Below are 16,435 nucleotides of genomic sequence, written 5' to 3' on the forward strand. Positions count from 1 at the left end.
CACGATTTGAAGCAGTAGTTACTTTTACTTAGAATTCAGATCGACGCACCAACGGGTGCATCGGATTCAGATCGACTATGTGGGAGAACTTAGTGCCGCAAGATCCAAACGACTTCAATGTCTTCAGCATGGCCACGAATGCCAGAAACCTCTCGCGGCGCCAGTTGCTTGATGGGGGCATTGGGTTAGGTGCGCTCTTGCTCACGGCGGGGGCCGCCAAGGCGGCTGGCCATGCTCACCACTCTGCGCATGGGCAGCACGCCCAACACGGACACATGGACATGTCTCCTACGCTGGGCATCGTGCAGGATAAGCGGGTACCTGCGATGGACCAACCGCTTTTGGAGCCTGAGGTGCGGCGGTCTGTGAATGGTGTGCTGAACACCACCTTGCGGGTCGCCTATGCCTACCGGTACATCGGTGGCGTCAAGCTCTATGTGCGTTCTTATGAGGGAGTCAGTCCGGGGCCCACTTTGCGCATGAAACCGGGCGAAACTTTGCGCATCAAGCTTATCAATGACCTCCCGCCTAACCGGGACCCCATGCCCGCAGACATCAGTCGGCCGCACCAGTTCAACAACACCAATTTCCACTTCCACGGGTCCCACGTGAGTCCAAGCGGTATCGCGGACAACGTCATGCGCACCATGGCGCCTGGGAATAGCTACAACGTAGAAATCAAGGTTCCTGAAGATCACACCAAAGGCACCTATTGGTACCACCCGCATCACCACGGAAGCGCCGATGTTCAGATGTCTAGCGGGATGGTGGGCGCCATCGTCGTCGAGGGAGATTTTGCCAATGTCCCCGAGATAGCAGAGGCTCAGGAGCGCCTGTTGGTTCTGACTCAGGTGGTGTTCGATGCCAACGGCATGATCGAAAATTTTGAGACCTTGTTCCCTGAAACGGCGACCCGTTTTCTCGCCATCAACGGGCAAAGACGGCCGATGATTTCCATGCGACCCGGGGAGGTGCAACGCTGGCGCATCCTCAATGCGGGCTACCAGGACGATATGTTGCTTGAGCTGGACAAGCACGATCTGAATGCAATCGCCTACGACGGCATCCAACTCGGTGTCATGGAGCCTCTTAAGCAGATTTTGATTGCACCGGGCCAACGCGTTGATATCTTGGTTCGGGCAGGTGTTGCTGGAACCTACGCTTTGAATGCAGCTCCCTACGATCAAGGGCATCCTTCTCCCACTGGCACCTTGGCACGGGTGGTGGTGGCGGGCGCGCCGATGAATATGACGTTGCCGCGTGCCCTGCCCACGCCACCCTTGAAATCCATCAAGGCCTCGGAGATTACCAACCGCCGCACGCTGGTTTTCTCAGCCACAGCGCCTGAGGCGGATGCCGCTGGTCATTGGCAGGAGTTCGGATTTTTCATTGATGGCAAAAAATTCGATCCTCGCCGTATTGATCACCGGGTAAAGCTTGGTGCAGTGGAAGAGTGGAAGATCGTGAATACGCACGAACATGACGATCACGTCTTTCATATTCACACCAACCCATTTGAGGTCGTTTCAATCAACGGCAAGCCACTGGCTGTTCCGCAATGGCGAGATACGGTGATCGTCGAGCGTAAAGGCGGTGAAGTGGTATTTCGCTCCCGGTTCCTCGACTTCACGGGTATCTTCATGCTGCATTGCCACATGATGAACCATGAAGAAATGGGCATGATGCAAACGGTCGAAGTCTACAAACCCTGAGTGAAAGCCAGAAAAAAAGAAGAGCCCTGGCGGATACCGCGCAGGGCTCTAATTGCCTTAGAACGAGTTACAAAGGCAAGGAGACAAAGGGTAGGTCAGTGGCAGCGCTTACACCTTCTCAGGCTGCCCGCCTCAGCAGTGGTCGCTGGTTTTCGATGAACAGTGGTGCCGCCCGGTCTGCAGCCAGTGCAATGCGGGCCTGCAACGCAGGGCTGGTGACCTGATAGTTCTCGAAGTCCGCATTCGCTCCATACACGCCGATGGGTAGCGTCAGGGATTGGAAGAACGCGAACAGCGGACGCAGTTGATGGTCCAGTACGAGGGCGTGCCGATCGGTGCCACCGGTGGCGACCAGCAACACGGGTTTCTCCACCAGAGCATCCTGGCCGATGAGATCGAACAGGTGTTTGAAGTGACCGGGATAGCTGCCTCGGTAAACCGGCGTTGCCACTATCAATAGAGTGGAGGACTCAATCGCTTGCAGCTGCTTCTCGATCTCTGCAGGCAACTCGTCGCGCGCCAGCGCTTGCCCGAGCGGGCGGGCGAATTCGCCGAGCTGTATGACACGCACGCGCAGCAGCAGGCGTTCCTCAAGTGCGCTCAGCAATGCATCAACCAGCGCCCTGGTGCGTGATGGCTGAGAGGTGCTGCCGACCACAGCAACGACGTCGAGAGGAATAGGCATAGAGCAGATGGCTGGATGGTTTGCGAAGGGAGTTTGACTTTAGGCTGGGCACTCCGGGCGGCCAACGAACCAAAACCAATTTGCTTAGAAGAAAAACGAGTTCTTGCTGCCGTGGCTCTTGCTCGCGTGCCTGCATCGGAGGGTTGCTTTGATAGCCGGAATACGAATATGTACAGCCTGAAAGATTCGTTTCCGCGGAAAACCGTTGCGCCGCATACTGGTTGCACCGCGCAGAACGCGCACCACACACAAGCGATTCCATGCGCAATCCTCGTCGCCGGCGTGCTGCCGCGCTCACACGTCATTTCGCAGAGGTGCAGAAGGCTCTTGTTCTGATGGCAATTTTTGTTCAGCCCGAACAGTGTGTATCGATTACGCGGCTCAGTATGAGAGGGGCATATGGTTGCATTGGTACGTTTTGATTCCGCCGGGCGGTGGGGTGAAACCTGGGTCTGCGACCACCTCGTAAGCCAGGAGCTCACACGAGCTGGCGTTCACTGGGGGCGCTGGCCGTTGAGGCCCTTGGTGGGTGATGGGCTGACCGAACTCAAGGCTGTTTACGGCCCTGAGTTGGCGGCTTTGGGGGAGGATTTTCCGCTGCGTAGCGCGGACCGGGTCGCCATCGCGCCAGATGACTCTCGATGGCCTGAGTGGCGACGCCAGTTTCTGACAGAGCACCAGCACTCAGATGCAGAGATCCGCTTCTTCCTGGCGGGCACTGGCCTTTTCTACATCCGGGACGACGATGGGTTTCTGGGCCTGTTGTGTGAGGCGGGTGATTGGGTGGCCTTGCCGGCGGGCTTGCCGCATTGCTTCGATGCGGGGCAAGAACCCCAATTCGATGCCATTCGTCTGTTCAGCGCAGCAGATGGTTGGGTGGCTGAACCGACTGGTGCGCCAACACCAACATTGCCTCTGTTCGACGATTTTGTTGGCGACCTGCTTGCACGCATGGACGAAGCACAGGAGGAGTAGGGCGCCTGAGATCGCTTATCCGCCGAAAGAAGTAGCCTTGCGTGCGCGCGTAACCCGCGTTTGCCTTGTGCAGTTTTTGCAGAAGCATGGACGGAAAGCGTCGTGGCACTGTAGGCGCCAGCGCGCTAAATTGGCTTTCTTTGCGAGATGACGACATGAGCAGCACTCCAAAGCAATTGCACTTAGGCGCTTTTATGCGCCCGGTCAGCATCCACACTGGTGCTTGGCGTTATCCGGGCGCGTGGCGCGACGCCAATTTCAACTTCGAGCGCCTCAAGACTTTGGCGCAAGCGCTGGAGCGTGCTTGCTTCGATGCCTTCTTCATGGCAGATCATTTGGCGGTGTTGAATATGCCGATCGAATCTCTGCAGCGCAGCCATACGGTCAGCTCATTCGAGCCGTTCACTTTGTTGTCGGCGCTGGCGCAACACACGACACGTCTTGGTCTGGTCGCCACTGCGTCGACTACCTTTGACGAGCCTTTCCACATTGCCCGGCGCTTTGCCTCGCTGGATCATCTAAGCGGTGGCCGCGCGGGCTGGAACATCGTGACCACTTCCAATCCTGATGCGGCGCTGAACTTTGGCCGCAGCGAGTCGATGGAACACGACGAGCGCTACGCTCGTGCGCGTGAGTTCTACAGTGTAGTCACGGGTCTATGGGACAGTTGGGCCGACGACGCATTCGTGCGTGATGCGGAAAGCGGTAGATTTTTCGATCCAGCGCGCTTGCACGTGCTGAACCACCGTGGCAAATATCTTTCAGTGCGTGGCCCGCTGCACATTGCACGACCCGTACAGGGTTGGCCCGTTATCGTGCAAGCGGGCGCCTCAGAGGCTGGCCGCCAACTTGCGGCAGAAACCGCGGAGGTGGTGTTTTCAGCGCCCGGTACCCTGGAGAACGGACGCCGGTTCTATACCGATATAAAGAGCCGCATGCGCGTTGTGGGTCGCAACCCGGACCATTTAAAGATTTTGCCCGGCGCCTTCGTCGTGGTCGGCGATACGCTCGAGCAAGCGCGCGGGATCCGGAGCCGGCTCGACAGCCTGGTACACGAAGATAGCGCCATCGCTTCTCTCTCGATCGCGTTGGGGCACGATGTGTCGGGTTTCGAGCTGGATCAACCGCTCCCTGAGATCCCTCCTACCAATGCCAGTCAGAGCAGCCGTGAGCGGGCGATCGAACTCGGTCAACGGGAGAACCTCACAGTGCGCCAACTTGCGCAGCGCCTGGGGGGTTATTCTGGTTTGGCCTTTGTGGGGACCCCTGAGTCCATAGCTGACGAGATGCAACTGTGGCTGGAAACCGGCGCCAGTGATGGGTTTAACGTGATGTTCCCATGGCTACCCGGTGGCTTGCTGGATTTCGTGAACAAGGTCGTGCCTGAGCTTCAGCGCCGGGGAATTTTCCGGCGCGCCTACCAGGGCAACACTTTGCGCGAGCACCTGGGATTGCCCCGCCCAGGCAATCAGTTCTTCGCTGGATGATCCGGTTTGAGGGTTGGCCACCAACAGGTTTGAACACGGTGCCTCCAGCGATCGTGCTCCCAGCGCGCCCTTCTGTCGGAGTTGGGATCGTGGGTAATTTTCAGAAACTGTGCTCTGGTTGATGCCGTGTTGACCTAGGTCATTAATTATTCCAACCTGCGGTGTCAGAATAAAAATGCGAATCAATTGCATTTAGGGGCGGAATTTCCATTGCTGTGCGCTATCGCGCGGCTGGAGTTCTGACGAGGCGGGGCAATGGATCAGTCCGTTGTGCTATCAGCTCGTGCCCGAGACAGAAGCACTGAACACTATGTTGAGACTCAAGAGATGGCTGCTTTGCGCTGTCATGCTGTTAATGGCCGGCGTGGTGCATGCAGCATCCGTGCTGTTTGTTGCCACTGGCAATGTGCCCGCAGGGAAATTTCATCAGCTTGATGAGATAGCGCGGCCGTTAGGCTTGAAGGTCGAAGTACGTTTTCTGAATAGTCTTCCCTCCGATGTGGATGGCGGGCTTTGGCGTGGTTATGACGCCGTCTTCTTTGACAGCTATCTGCAAGACGAGGTACGCGCCCATCTTGCCCGCGCGCTGCCCTCGCTCGCGGTGCCGAACGCCTGGCTTTATGACGCCCGTCCTGCCTGGGGCGGCGGGCTGCCAGAGACTGTGGCGCAACGGCTTATTCGCTACTACGGTAGTGGTGGGCGGCAGAACTTCGAAGGGTTCTTTGTGACGCTGGCAGCCCAGCTCCAGGGGCGTGATGCCATGGCGTCGGCACCCGATCCCGTGGTATTTCCAAAAACCGGTGTATATCACCCGCGTACGAAGGGGTTGGTCATGGCTGACCCCGTGGCGTACTTGCGAACGCAGGGAAGCAATCCACCGGAGGCGGGGCGTCGTCCGGTGATTGGAATCTCATTGCATCAGCAATACATCGCATCGATGCAGACAGTTTTCATCGATGACCTGATCGCACGTATTGAAGCCGCAGGAGGTATTGCGCTGCCGTTCTATACCCCCATGCTTGATGCTGGCGGCTTCACTCGCGTGCTGCAACCGGGCGGAGAAGGTTCGCCCGTGCTAGCGGATGCACTCATCAATACCCAAATCATCTTGAACGCGGATGAGCGCCGCGCGGAATTTACACGCATGGGCATCCCCGTGGTACAGGCCATGGCTTACCGACGTGGAGGTGAGGCTGAGTGGGCAGCTAATCCACAGGGCGTGCCGCTCATGGATGTGCCGTTCTACCTGGCGCAGCCTGAGTACGCGGGTGTGGTGGATATCCAGGTTACGGCTGCCACGCGCGCTGGAGATGAGCAGATCATGCCTATTTCCGCGCAGGCCGCCGCCTTGGTGGGAAAAGCCATGAACATGGTGAAGCTGCAACGCAAAGCGAACTCAGAAAAACGTCTGGCTGTGTTCTTCTGGAATTACCCGCCGGGCGAGAAAAATTTCTCAGCTTCGTTCCTCAACGTGCCTCGCAGTATGCAGGCCATGCTTTCAGCATTGCGCGGTGCGGGTTATGACACGGAGCCTCAGCTTGAGGATCCGCTTGTGGAAAAGCTGCAGCGCCTGCTCGCACCCGCCTACCGCGATGGCATGCTTGCGCCGCTGCTTCGCGACAATCTGGCGGAGCGTCTTCCTGTGAAGGAGTACCGGACCTGGCTGGCCACTCTACCGGCTGCCACGCAAATTGCTTTGAAAGACAGCTGGGGTGCACCCGAAGATTCTTCTATGGTGCTGCGCGAAGATGGGCAAGCGTTTTTCGTGATTCCGCGGCTCCTTCTAGGCAAGCTTGCATTGCTGCCGCAACCGCCTCGGGGTGAAAAGTGGGCAGACAAGGAAAAGTCTCTCTATCACTCCACGAGCGCGTGGCCCTCGCACCATTACCTGGCTGTCTATCTGTGGGCCCGACAGCATGCAGGTGATGCTTTCGTGCATTTCGGCACACATGGCACGCAGGAGTGGTTACCCGGAAAGGAGCGCGGCCTCGCCGTCACCGACCCGGGGATGCTGGCAGTGGGTGACGTACCAGTGGCTTATCCCTACATTGCTGACAACATCGGGGAGGCTCAGCAGGCACGCCGTCGCGGCCGTGCGGTGATCGTGAGCCATCAAACGCCGCCGTTTCAACCAGCAGGGTTGCACGCACAACTTACCGATCTTCACGACCTGCTGCACGCTTGGATGGCACAAGATGAGGGTGCAGTGAAGGACCGTATTGCGGTGGATCTACTGGCGAGCGCAGACAAGCAGCGCATCGTCGCTGATATGGGGACTACTACAGCACAGGCGCGTGCTGATTTCCCTGCTTTCGCGAACTACTTGCACGCGCACCTGCATGAGCTGGCGGAAACGGCGCAACCGTTGGGCTTGCACTCACTGGGCGTCGCACCCGCTGATACGCACCGCTTGGGTACTGTGCTGCTGATGTTGGGTCGCCCGTACTGGGAGGCGGCTGCGCGGCACGCAGGCACGAAACCCGAGGACGTTGATGAAACGCTGGTCGGCGACTATGAGCGCATGGCTCAGACTGCACCGTACCAACTGCTCGAGCGCCACTTGATCCAGAGCGAGCGTGACGATGCACTGCCCGCACCGTTGCGCGCACAGATGGCGCAGGCTCGCCAGTGGTGGCAAGCCATCGGGGCGCAGAACGAATTTCCTGCTCTGCTAGCAGTCTTGGCTGGGCGCTACCTGGAAACTTCCTATGGCGGAGATCCCATTAAAAACCCCGATGCCTACCCCACCGGCCGCAATCTCTATGGTTTCGACCCCTCGCGCGTTCCCACTCTTCAGGCGTGGGAAGCTGGCAAGCAGGCAGCTGAGCAACTTATCGCAGCCTATCGTGAGCAACACGGTGGCAGAGCGCCTGAGAAAATTACGTTCTCGCTCTGGTCGGTGGAAACCATGCGCCACCAGGGCATGCTTGAGGCGCAGGCGCTTTGGCTTATGGGTGTTGAACCCGTATGGGATAAGGGCGGGCGGGTGACAGGCGTACGCCTTGTACCAAGGCAAACGCTTGGCCGTGCACGCGTAGACGTTGTGCTTTCCGCCACCGGCTTGTACCGCGACCACTTTCCCAACGCGATGCAGCAACTGGCCCGTGCAGTTCAGCTAGCAGCGAAAGCCGACGAACCAGACAATCCTTTGGCTGCTAATGCCCGTGCCATTGCTTCCCGGCTACGCGCCCGAGGGATGGAGGAGGGCGCCGCGCTGCGAGCAGGTCAGACACGCATCTTCTCATCGGAATCGGGCCGTTACGGAACCGGACTGGATGACGCGGTTCTCGCCACTGATACATGGAAGGGCAAAGAGGAAGGTGATCGCAAGCTCGCTGAGCTCTACCTCTCGCGTATGCAGTACGCCTACGGGCCTGATGAATCGGAATGGGGCAGTTTGCCGGCGGGTGGCCAAGGCGCTGCGGGCAACCTCTATGCTGAGCACTTGGGCGGCACGCAGGCAGCGGTGCTCTCGCGCAGCTCCAACACCTATGGAATGCTGACAACCGATGATCCCTTCCAGTATCTGGGGGGCATAGGGCTTGCGGTGCGCCATCTGGATGGTAAGGCGCCGCAACTATTCATCAGCAATCTGCGTGGCTCGGGCAGCGGGCGGGTCGAAGGCGCAGCACAGTTTCTGGCCAAGGAATTGGCGACACGCCAATTCCATCCAGGCTACATCAAGGGCCTGATGAAGGAAGGTTATGCGGGCACCCTCCAGGTATTGGACGCCACCAATAATTTCTGGGGATGGACTGCCGCAGCAAGAGAGATCGTGCGCGATGACCAATGGCAGGAGATGGCCGATGTTTATGTCAAAGACAAACACCGCTTGGGCCTTGATGCCTGGTTCGAACGGCATAACCCTCACGCTCTCGCCCAGACGATAGAACGGATGCTTGAAGCTGCTCGCCAAGGCTACTGGCAGGCCGATAAAACATCCGTCCGCGACCTCAAGAACCGGTGGAGCGAACTCTCTCGCCGCTTTGATGTGCGCAGCGACAACGCTCGCTTCACTGCTTTCGTCGCGGAGGGAACATCTGTACGCGCCAGCGGCTTTGGCCTGGATGCTCCCGCCTTGGTGGCCGCAATTGCCACCAAGCAGGAGGTCACCCCTCAACCCTCGTCGGAACCTCAGGCAGAACCGGACTCAGCATCCACCCAGCCGGAAGATCCACCACAAGTCAGTGGTATGCGGCTCACTCCAGTGCAGCCCGCCGAACCACCCCTTCCATTCAAACCTGCTGCTGCGGTGTTTGCGCTGCTGCTGGCCGCCGTGTCCGTATCCGGTGCATGGCGTCAGCGCTCTCGCTATCGTTTTTCCGAAGGACTTAAAGCACTATGAACAATCCCATCGAATCGGCGATGTATGACGCCAGCCAGTTGTTTCTCTATCCCGTACTTATTGCCATCGCTGTGCTATTTGTGCACGCCTTCTACGCGCTGGGTGCGTTCATCTGGCAAGCTTGGCAACGTCACCGAAGGCAGGCAGGCGGCTTCGAATTGATGGTTGCACGCGCCCGCACTCCTGGCCTTACGCTGACTGAATTGGAGGCGCTCGCTGTAAAACGTATGGAATTTGCGCGCATCGCCACGCGAGTGGCCCCCATGTTGGGCCTTGTGGCCACCATGATTCCCATGGGCCCGGCGCTGAAGGCCTTGGCAGATGGGCAATTCACAGACGTGTCTCGCAACCTCATGGTCGCGTTCTCCTCCGTGATTTTGGCGCTACTGGCCGCAGCCATCAGCTACACCGTGGTCAATGTGCGGAGACGCTGGTATGCAGTGGATCTGGCAGACATTGAGCAGGGCACCATCGTCCCAGCTTACGATCCCGTGGCGACGCTGGCTGTGGAGGGGGCACGATGAGCCGGCTTCGTCTCATGGAGGATCTGGATGCAGACGATCCCATCTTGTCAGTCGTCAATTTGATCGACGTCTTCCTGGTCATCATCGCGGCGCTCCTGCTGGCTGTTGCCAATAGTACGGTCAACCCATTCAGCGCCGAATCCGTCACGGTCATCAAGAACCCCGGGAAGGAGAACATGGAAGTGATCATCAAGGATGGCCACAAGGTTGACCGCTATCGTGCCAGCGGAGAGATCGGCGAAGGCCAGGGGGCGAAGGCAGGTGTGGCCTACCGTCTCAAGGATGGCTCCATGGTCTACGTGCCGGAGCCTGGCGCGGGAGACTGAGAGATGCAGACGGAGACGCTCTACGCCGCTGGCCCCAAAGTCCCCGCTTCATGCAGCTGCCTGATTTGCTCCACGCTGTACCCCGCTTGCAGCAGGATCTCGTCCGTGTGCTGGCCGAGCAGTGGCGCGCAGGTTTCGATCGTTGGCGCTTTGTCTGGCCATTGAAAGCCTGAGACCGCCATCTGAAACTCTCCTTTTGGGGTCTGGACTTTCTGCAGCACCGCACGGTGCTCAAGTTGTGGATGCTGAATGATCTGATCGACCCGGCGGATAGCCCCGCAGGGAACATCTGCCGCTGTGAGCGTATTTTCCCAATACTCTGCGCTTTGGGTAGACATGGCGGATTCAATCAACTGTCTTAACGCCGGTTCGTGCTCCACACGCATGGACCAGTTGGCAAAGCGCGGGTCTTCCAGCGCCTCCGGGTGACCCAGTGTGCGCATGAGATTGGTGAACTGCTTTTCCTTCATCACCGCGAGCACAATGTCGCCGTCACCGGTTTTGAATCTATTTCCTGTGGGTTTGCCACTTACCGATTTGTTTCCAATCTGTGTGTGCTGTGTGCCGGTCATCGTCGCCTCGCACACTTGCGCAGACAAGAATGACAACGCTGAATCCAGCATGGCGACATCCAGAAACGCGCCTTGCCCGGTTTTCTCTCGTTCAAACAAAGCACTCGAAATGGCGAATGCACCCGTGATGCCAGCCATGAGGTCGCACGCGGCAAACCCAATGCGCATGGGCCCTCCTGCAGGCTCTCCGTTCATGGCCATGACCCCTGACATCGCTTGGATCTTGCCGTCGAACGCCGCGGTGTATTGCTCCGGGCCGGATTGGCCAAACCCCGAGATCGCGCAATAGATCAGGCGAGGGTTCAGTTCTTTTAAAGCTTCGTAGCCTAGGCCCATGGCATCCATCACGCCGGGCCGGAAGTTCTCGCAGACTACGTCCACATCCTTGATCAAGCTGCGAATGATCGAAATGCTTTCCGGTGATCTAAGGTCTAGCGCCAGGCTGCGCTTGTTGGGGTTCATGGCCAGGAACATCGGCGACATCTTGGCTTCGGCCAACACTTTGTCTTTGGTGACCTCGCGCGTAGGGTCTCCTTCCAAGGGTTCCACCTTGATGACTTCTGCACCGAGAACCGCGAATTGAAAGGTGGCGAAGGGGCCGGCGATGTAACGTGTGAAGTCCAGGATCTTTACTTGGCTGAATGGCAAACTCATTTTGTCTCCGTCATATTTCTTTGGTTGATCCGCCGGCCAACATGCGGGTCGTCGAAAGCTAAAAATTAGTGTGTTTTCCTATAGGTCATTGCCGCCCATCCGAATATGCATTAGGAGGTGTACGTTGCTAAAGATCGCTACCATCCAGTGCTTGGGAGCCTGTCGGGCGTGGATTGGCAATACCCGTTGCCCCGGCAGTTTCCCTGTCAGCCAGCCTCCTGCTATCTAAGGCTCGTCGATTTCTTCTTCTTTATCAAGCACATTCATGACACGTCCTGTTCTTCATACGCTAATCTGCAGCACTCGCCCCGGGCGCGTAGGCCCCGTGGTCGCCGAGTGGGCGCATGGTGTGGCTCAAAACCACGGTGGCTTTGATGCCAAGCTGGTCGATCTAGCTTCGTTCAACCTGCCGGTCTTCGATGAACCTGAGCACCCCCGTTTCGGCCGCTATGTCCACGAACACACCCGTGCCTGGAGCGCCAGTGTCGAGCAGGCCGATGCCTTTGTTTTTGTTCTTCCTGAATACAACTACGCACCCCCTGTCTCGCTGGTCAATGCGCTGACTTACCTGGCACGTGAGTGGAATTACAAGCCAGTGGGCTTTGTTGGCTACGCCGGTATTTCGGGGGGAATGAGGTCCGTGCAGGTCGCCAAGGGCTTGGTGAACACATTCAAGCTTGTTCCCATGTTCGAGGGTGTCTCGGTCGTGAACGTCGCGCAGCAACTTCAGGCAGAAGGTGGGCTGGCCGCCAACCCCATCAATCAGCAGTCAGCCACGACCATGCTCGATGAACTTCTGCGTTGGACCAAGGCACTTCAAACCCTTCGCGCCAAATAATGCGGGACGAGGCTGGTCTTGCAAAAGCTTAGCCGTACCCGGCTGTAGCAGGCCGCCATAAAAACCGGGTCCCTCGCATCGGGGGTTCGCCGTTGAGCGCTGCCTTGCTCGTTCAGGGCGCGACGTCGCCCGGCTCCAGGCCGGCAGGGCAGGGCCCAAGGTAACGGGCGATGATCTCCACGCGGCTGATCTTGGGTTCGCCAGGAGCCAGCGCCAAACCTGAGACCTCAATGGTGCCAGTGGTACGGTATCGGCTGTTCAGGTCCCCCGTGACGGTTCCCTTGCTGGTCATCGTGCCTTTGTTCATGCGGCATACGCTGAGATAGCTCAAGTCGTTTCCAACGCGCTTGACCTCATTGGTCTGGCACTCTGCATCGTCCTCCGCGTTTGGAGCCCCGAAAGAGTTGGCGCTGTCGTCAGCGAGGCCCACACAGACTTTCAGCGTAATAGGGGAAGGCGTTCTGTTGCCTGTAATCACCTGCTCCCAAAGGCCGGGGCGCGGGGCAGGTTTGCTGCCAGCAGGGGTGTTGGCGGAGTTAGCCGAAAAGGCGAGCACGGCGAGCAAGGAAAGAAGGGTGGCGCGTATGGGCATAAAGGCGTTGTCGAATGACGGAACACGGCAAGGAGGCGAATCCCTCACCATGGCACACAGCTGTGGCATGGTCATGACATCGTCATTTGTTCTTCGAGTAGTTCCTTAGGAGCCTCGGCAAAACCTATCGCGGATGCAGGGCGCTGGCCACGGGATGGGCTGCAAGGCGAGTTTTACAGCCAATAGCTCGTGCGATCGGCAAAAGAATCAACGCAGCAGACCGCCTGGAGGCGGTGATCTGGTGGGGCGGCCATCCGGGTCGTGAGGGGTTTGCAGAGGTTCCTCAAGGCTCAGATGAACGGATTGTTGATCAGAGCGGCCCTGAACAAGGCTATAATTTAAGTCTTAGCTAAGATCGGCACTGAAAGTAAGCTCAGCTTTCTTTTTTGCAGGTTTTTCAGCATGGCGCGATAGCAAAGCGGTTATGCAACGGATTGCAAATCCGTCTAGTCCGGTTCGACTCCGGATCGCGCCTCCAGATTTTTCATATAAAAATCAAACACTTAAACGCCTCGCATAGCCGAGGCGTTTTTGTTTCCTGGTCTCAATCAGGGCGAAAATTGCCTCGCGGCTACCTAAAATCAGTAGCACTGCTACTGCGAGACGGATCGTTCTGTCCGCCTACTTGAGTTGTCTGCTCGTATTGAGATCAAGGTACGAGTTCGGCTAAGCGACTGAGCTTGGCTACCTGACGCAAGAGTCGAAAGACGCGAGCTATTGGCTTGATGCCTTGTGCGTCAGATGATGTTCCACAAACATCAGCCGATCCTGCCCATAAAAGAGCTCGTTCCCGATCACATAAGTAGGCGAGCCTGGTACGTCTTGTGCGATGGCCCGCTCGGTGCATTGCTGAAACTCCAGCTGCACCTGCTCAGAATGCGCCAGATCAAGCATCGCGCGGGCTGAGACACCGCAATCTTGAGCGATGGAGGCAAGTACATCTGCATTGCCGATATCCCGATCGTGCCTCCACAGCGCAGTGAGCACTGCGAGGGAAAAACCATCTACGTCTTCACCCAAGGCTTGCGCCGCGAGCACACAGCAAGATGGCAGGAGCCTGTCGCCGCGGTGATACACAGGGTGCACGATCACGGGGATCTTTAGCCACTCGCTCCATCGTTTCACTTCAACTTCGAACTGATGGGCACGCCTGCGTGCGCTGCGCTCCGCAAATGGTGTACTGCCGTAAGCGGGTACGACTTGCGACAAGTCTATAGGGAAGTGCCGCAGCTTGCGGCCTGTGCGACGAGCGAGTTCGATGATTCGCGCAGCGCCAAAATACGCATACACGGATCGTACCGAGTAGTAGCAGTCGATAGCAACTTCACTCTCTGCGAACACGTTCTGATGTCCCTATGGCTTTATGCCGATTTGCCTTCAAAAATATAAACCGCTCATAAACCGTTCGAGCTGAGCTTGTCGAAGCCTTACGCGGCGCTTCGACATCAAACAGTGTCTATCGCTTTAACGCAACTCGGTATCAGTCGTTCTTCAGGCCAGCCTTGCGAATGACAGGCCCCCACTTTTCATAGTCCGTTTGCAGAATATCGGTGAACTCCTTGGGCGAACTGCCCACCGGCTCCAGCCCTTGAGAGATGAGATTGGCGCGAATGGCAGGGTCGCGCATGGCACGGGCATAGGCGCGGGAAATACGCTCCTTCTCGGCTGCAGGAGTGCCTGCACGCACCGCAACGCCTTGCCAGGAGGCGGTTGAGTACCCGGGCAGAGTGTCCGCGATAGGAGGCAGGTCTGGCGCAAATTCTTGCCGCTTGGTGCTTGAAACGCCAAGCAAGGTGAGGCGGCCAGACTCGGCATGCGGGCGCAGCGTCTGGTAGGCATCCAACATGAGGGCGACTCGTCCGGCGAGTAAGTCGGGCAGGGCGGCAGCGCCTCCCTTGTAAGGCACCACGGTGAGATCGAAGCCACCCGTCATGGACAGCAGCAATCCACCCAGGTGTGACCCGCCACCAAGGCCTGATGCGGCGATGGTCAGTTTGCCTGGGTTGGCACGTCCCCACGCCACCAATTCACCTATGGTTTTGACGGGCACAGCGGGGCCCACAGCCAGTACCAATGGAATATTGACCAGGAGAGACACCATCTCCAGATCTTTGAAGGTGTCGTAAGACAGCTTAGAGTAGGTCCATGGGTTGAAGGCGAGCGAGGTGTAGACCCCAATGAGTGTGCTGCCGTCAGCAGGTGCGCTCAGGCCAGACTGTATGGCCGCAATGCCAGCTGCGCCGGGCTTGTAATCGAGCACCATGGTCTGGCCCAATTCCTTTTCCACGACCGGCACGGTGGCGCGCTGCATGGTGTCGGTGATGCCACCAGGGCCAGTGGGGATGAGCACCCGCAGGTTGCGTGAGGGTGACTGGGCCGCTGCAAGACCGCCCGAGAGAGCCAAGGCGCCTAACGCTGCGGAGTGAAGAAGTTCTCGACGTTGCATATGGGCACCATTGAAGTAGGTTTTGCAGGGAATGAGTCAGCTTATCAGAGCGCAACTACCTCTACTGCATATGCTTATTCCGCTGCCCGACAGCGCTTTGTGGCCCTTCTGACCTCCAGCATTTCTGTGTCGCTTAAGCCTTCTTTCGTTCGTGTGGCGAATTTGCGGGCACATCTGACATAAAATCCCGGCCTGCCGATTCTTTTCAGCTTTCCACTTTAGGGATGGAGTCAAAAAGGATTGGTGTTTTTCGCGCATCGCGCGTTAAGCCCGAGTGGTGAAATCGGTAGACACAAGGGACTTAAAATCCCTCGCCGCAAGGTGTGCCGGTTCAAGTCCGGCCTCGGGCACCAGTTTGGAAACCGTTCCTGTGTGAATAGGAGCGGTTTTTTTCCAAATAAACCCAGCCTATGCCGCTGGTACGGGCGTGATCACTCAAGGCGTTTGGACACAGTCTGCGAAGGTCGTTTGACCGCCTTCCTGAACGAACGCTGTTCGGCCTTTATTCCAGAAAACAAATGATTCCGAAGCGTTCGCATAGCGTGCGCCGCTCGCAGAAACAGCCTGTGGCAGCGTCAGCTTACGGCCATCAGACAGAGCCAAATGCACCTGCGCCGAGGGACTGTTGACGAATTCGGCTGCAATCGATTTGGACCCGGCGCAAACGAATTTCGCTTTAATGACCGCAGAAGCCTTTGGCGTGGCCGCGCCCACCTTGGCCGGCTGTTGGTCAAGGCGTGGGGTGCAGGAGCCAACAAAGTAGGCGTCTGCGGGGCAAGTCTTCCCACTGGGAAGTTTGCATGTTCCCGCTTCGCTTGGCGTGTTTGAACCGCTCGTCACGGTATACGACCCACCAGTAATCGCACAGTAGCGCGAGGCTGGCGTCACGTAGCCCGTGACTTTGATGCCTCCCGCGGGGCATTGGCCACGCAACATGGCCCATTCCTCGCAAACCCGGTTGTCCTCAAACGTGCAAACGCCGTACTGGCCGCCCCCTGGGGTTTTTTCCATCAACGACTTCCCGCCCTGAGCTACGCAATGTTGCGATGCCGGGTTCGCAAGTTGCAAGGCTGGTGCCTGAGCGAATACACCGGTTACCCCCAAGGCTGCTCCCACCGCCAAAGAGAGCGCGATAAGCCGGCGGCGGAGAGCGAAATTGGATGATGGGTAGGGTTTGGGCATCTTGTCGGGTAGATGGTTGGAGGCGATTGAGTGCTAGTGGCTGGAAATGCCAGTTTGTAAAAAAAAGCGAGTCGTGTCTATGGACATACAAAGCATT

Annotated in this window: 13 protein-coding genes and 2 tRNA genes; 9 read left to right on the forward strand and 6 right to left on the reverse strand. The window is 57.9% G+C overall.

Going from position 1 to position 16,435, the window contains the following annotated elements; genetic code table 11:
* The first annotated feature begins 92 nt into the window (after positions 1-92).
* On the forward strand, positions 93-1,712 hold the full coding sequence (locus tag G518_RS0127065; protein WP_028605147.1) for a multicopper oxidase family protein: 1,620 nt from the start codon (positions 93-95) through the stop codon (positions 1,710-1,712).
* Positions 1,713-1,830: 118 nt separating this feature from the next.
* On the opposite strand, the gene msuE is transcribed toward G518_RS0127065, so the two are convergent.
* Positions 1,831-2,397: an FMN reductase gene (gene msuE, locus G518_RS0127070; RefSeq protein ID WP_028605148.1), complete on the reverse strand. Its 567-nt coding sequence runs from the start codon at positions 2,395-2,397 to the stop codon at positions 1,831-1,833.
* A 399-nt stretch (positions 2,398-2,796) separates the two neighbouring features.
* Between msuE and G518_RS37210 the strand changes: the two genes are divergently transcribed.
* The 5 genes from G518_RS37210 to G518_RS0127095 all read left to right on the forward strand — a co-directional run bounded on the left by G518_RS37210 (position 2,797) and on the right by G518_RS0127095 (position 10,054).
* On the forward strand, positions 2,797-3,372 hold the full coding sequence (locus G518_RS37210) for a hypothetical protein (RefSeq protein ID WP_051237463.1): 576 nt from the start codon (positions 2,797-2,799) through the stop codon (positions 3,370-3,372).
* A gap of 155 nt (positions 3,373-3,527) precedes the next feature.
* On the forward strand, positions 3,528-4,859 hold the full coding sequence (locus tag G518_RS0127080; RefSeq protein ID WP_036596435.1) for an LLM class flavin-dependent oxidoreductase: 1,332 nt from the start codon (positions 3,528-3,530) through the stop codon (positions 4,857-4,859).
* A 310-nt stretch (positions 4,860-5,169) separates the two neighbouring features.
* Positions 5,170-9,204 (forward strand): cobaltochelatase subunit CobN, encoded by a 4,035-nt coding sequence (gene cobN / locus G518_RS0127085; protein ID WP_036596437.1) that lies wholly within the window; start codon positions 5,170-5,172, stop codon positions 9,202-9,204.
* Complete coding sequence (locus G518_RS0127090; RefSeq protein ID WP_028605151.1) at positions 9,201-9,728, forward strand: MotA/TolQ/ExbB proton channel family protein; 528 nt, start codon at positions 9,201-9,203, stop codon at positions 9,726-9,728. The genes cobN and G518_RS0127090 overlap by 4 nt, the downstream gene beginning before the upstream one ends.
* Entirely contained in the window at positions 9,725-10,054 is a 330-nt protein-coding gene (locus tag G518_RS0127095; protein WP_028605152.1) for a DUF2149 domain-containing protein, read from the forward strand. The genes G518_RS0127090 and G518_RS0127095 overlap by 4 nt, the downstream gene beginning before the upstream one ends.
* Before the next feature lie 20 nt (positions 10,055-10,074).
* Here G518_RS0127095 and G518_RS0127100 read toward each other — a convergent pair whose 3' ends face one another.
* The gene (locus G518_RS0127100; RefSeq protein ID WP_028605153.1) at positions 10,075-11,280 is read right to left on the reverse strand and encodes a CaiB/BaiF CoA transferase family protein; all 1,206 of its coding nucleotides are present in this window, start codon (positions 11,278-11,280) and stop codon (positions 10,075-10,077) included.
* Between the two features lie 265 nt (positions 11,281-11,545).
* On the opposite strand from G518_RS0127100, the gene G518_RS0127105 reads away from it, so the two are divergent.
* Positions 11,546-12,118 carry an NADPH-dependent FMN reductase gene (locus G518_RS0127105; RefSeq protein WP_028605154.1) on the forward strand — a complete coding sequence of 191 codons (573 nt, stop codon included), beginning with the start codon at positions 11,546-11,548 and terminating at the stop codon, positions 12,116-12,118.
* A gap of 112 nt (positions 12,119-12,230) precedes the next feature.
* On the opposite strand, the gene G518_RS38815 is transcribed toward G518_RS0127105, so the two are convergent.
* Positions 12,231-12,785 (reverse strand): DUF3617 domain-containing protein, encoded by a 555-nt coding sequence (locus G518_RS38815; RefSeq protein ID WP_051237464.1) that lies wholly within the window; start codon positions 12,783-12,785, stop codon positions 12,231-12,233.
* 329 nt (positions 12,786-13,114) lie between these two features.
* Between G518_RS38815 and G518_RS0127115 the strand changes: the two genes are divergently transcribed.
* Positions 13,115-13,188: transfer RNA gene (locus G518_RS0127115), tRNA-Cys, on the forward strand.
* A 236-nt stretch (positions 13,189-13,424) separates the two neighbouring features.
* On the opposite strand, the gene G518_RS0127120 is transcribed toward G518_RS0127115, so the two are convergent.
* The gene (locus tag G518_RS0127120) at positions 13,425-14,051 is read right to left on the reverse strand and encodes a 2-hydroxychromene-2-carboxylate isomerase (protein ID WP_028605155.1); all 627 of its coding nucleotides are present in this window, start codon (positions 14,049-14,051) and stop codon (positions 13,425-13,427) included.
* A gap of 139 nt (positions 14,052-14,190) precedes the next feature.
* Positions 14,191-15,156 carry a Bug family tripartite tricarboxylate transporter substrate binding protein gene (locus tag G518_RS0127125; protein WP_028605156.1) on the reverse strand — a complete coding sequence of 322 codons (966 nt, stop codon included), beginning with the start codon at positions 15,154-15,156 and terminating at the stop codon, positions 14,191-14,193.
* Positions 15,157-15,424: 268 nt separating this feature from the next.
* On the opposite strand from G518_RS0127125, the gene G518_RS0127135 reads away from it, so the two are divergent.
* Positions 15,425-15,509 (forward strand) — tRNA-Leu (locus G518_RS0127135).
* Positions 15,510-15,591: 82 nt separating this feature from the next.
* Here G518_RS0127135 and G518_RS41175 read toward each other — a convergent pair.
* Positions 15,592-16,338: a DUF333 domain-containing protein gene (locus G518_RS41175; protein ID WP_051237465.1), complete on the reverse strand. Its 747-nt coding sequence runs from the start codon at positions 16,336-16,338 to the stop codon at positions 15,592-15,594.
* Positions 16,339-16,435 lie beyond the last annotated feature (97 nt).

The organism is Ottowia thiooxydans DSM 14619, from assembly GCF_000422885.1.
GTDB lineage: Bacteria > Pseudomonadota > Gammaproteobacteria > Burkholderiales > Burkholderiaceae_C > Ottowia > Ottowia thiooxydans.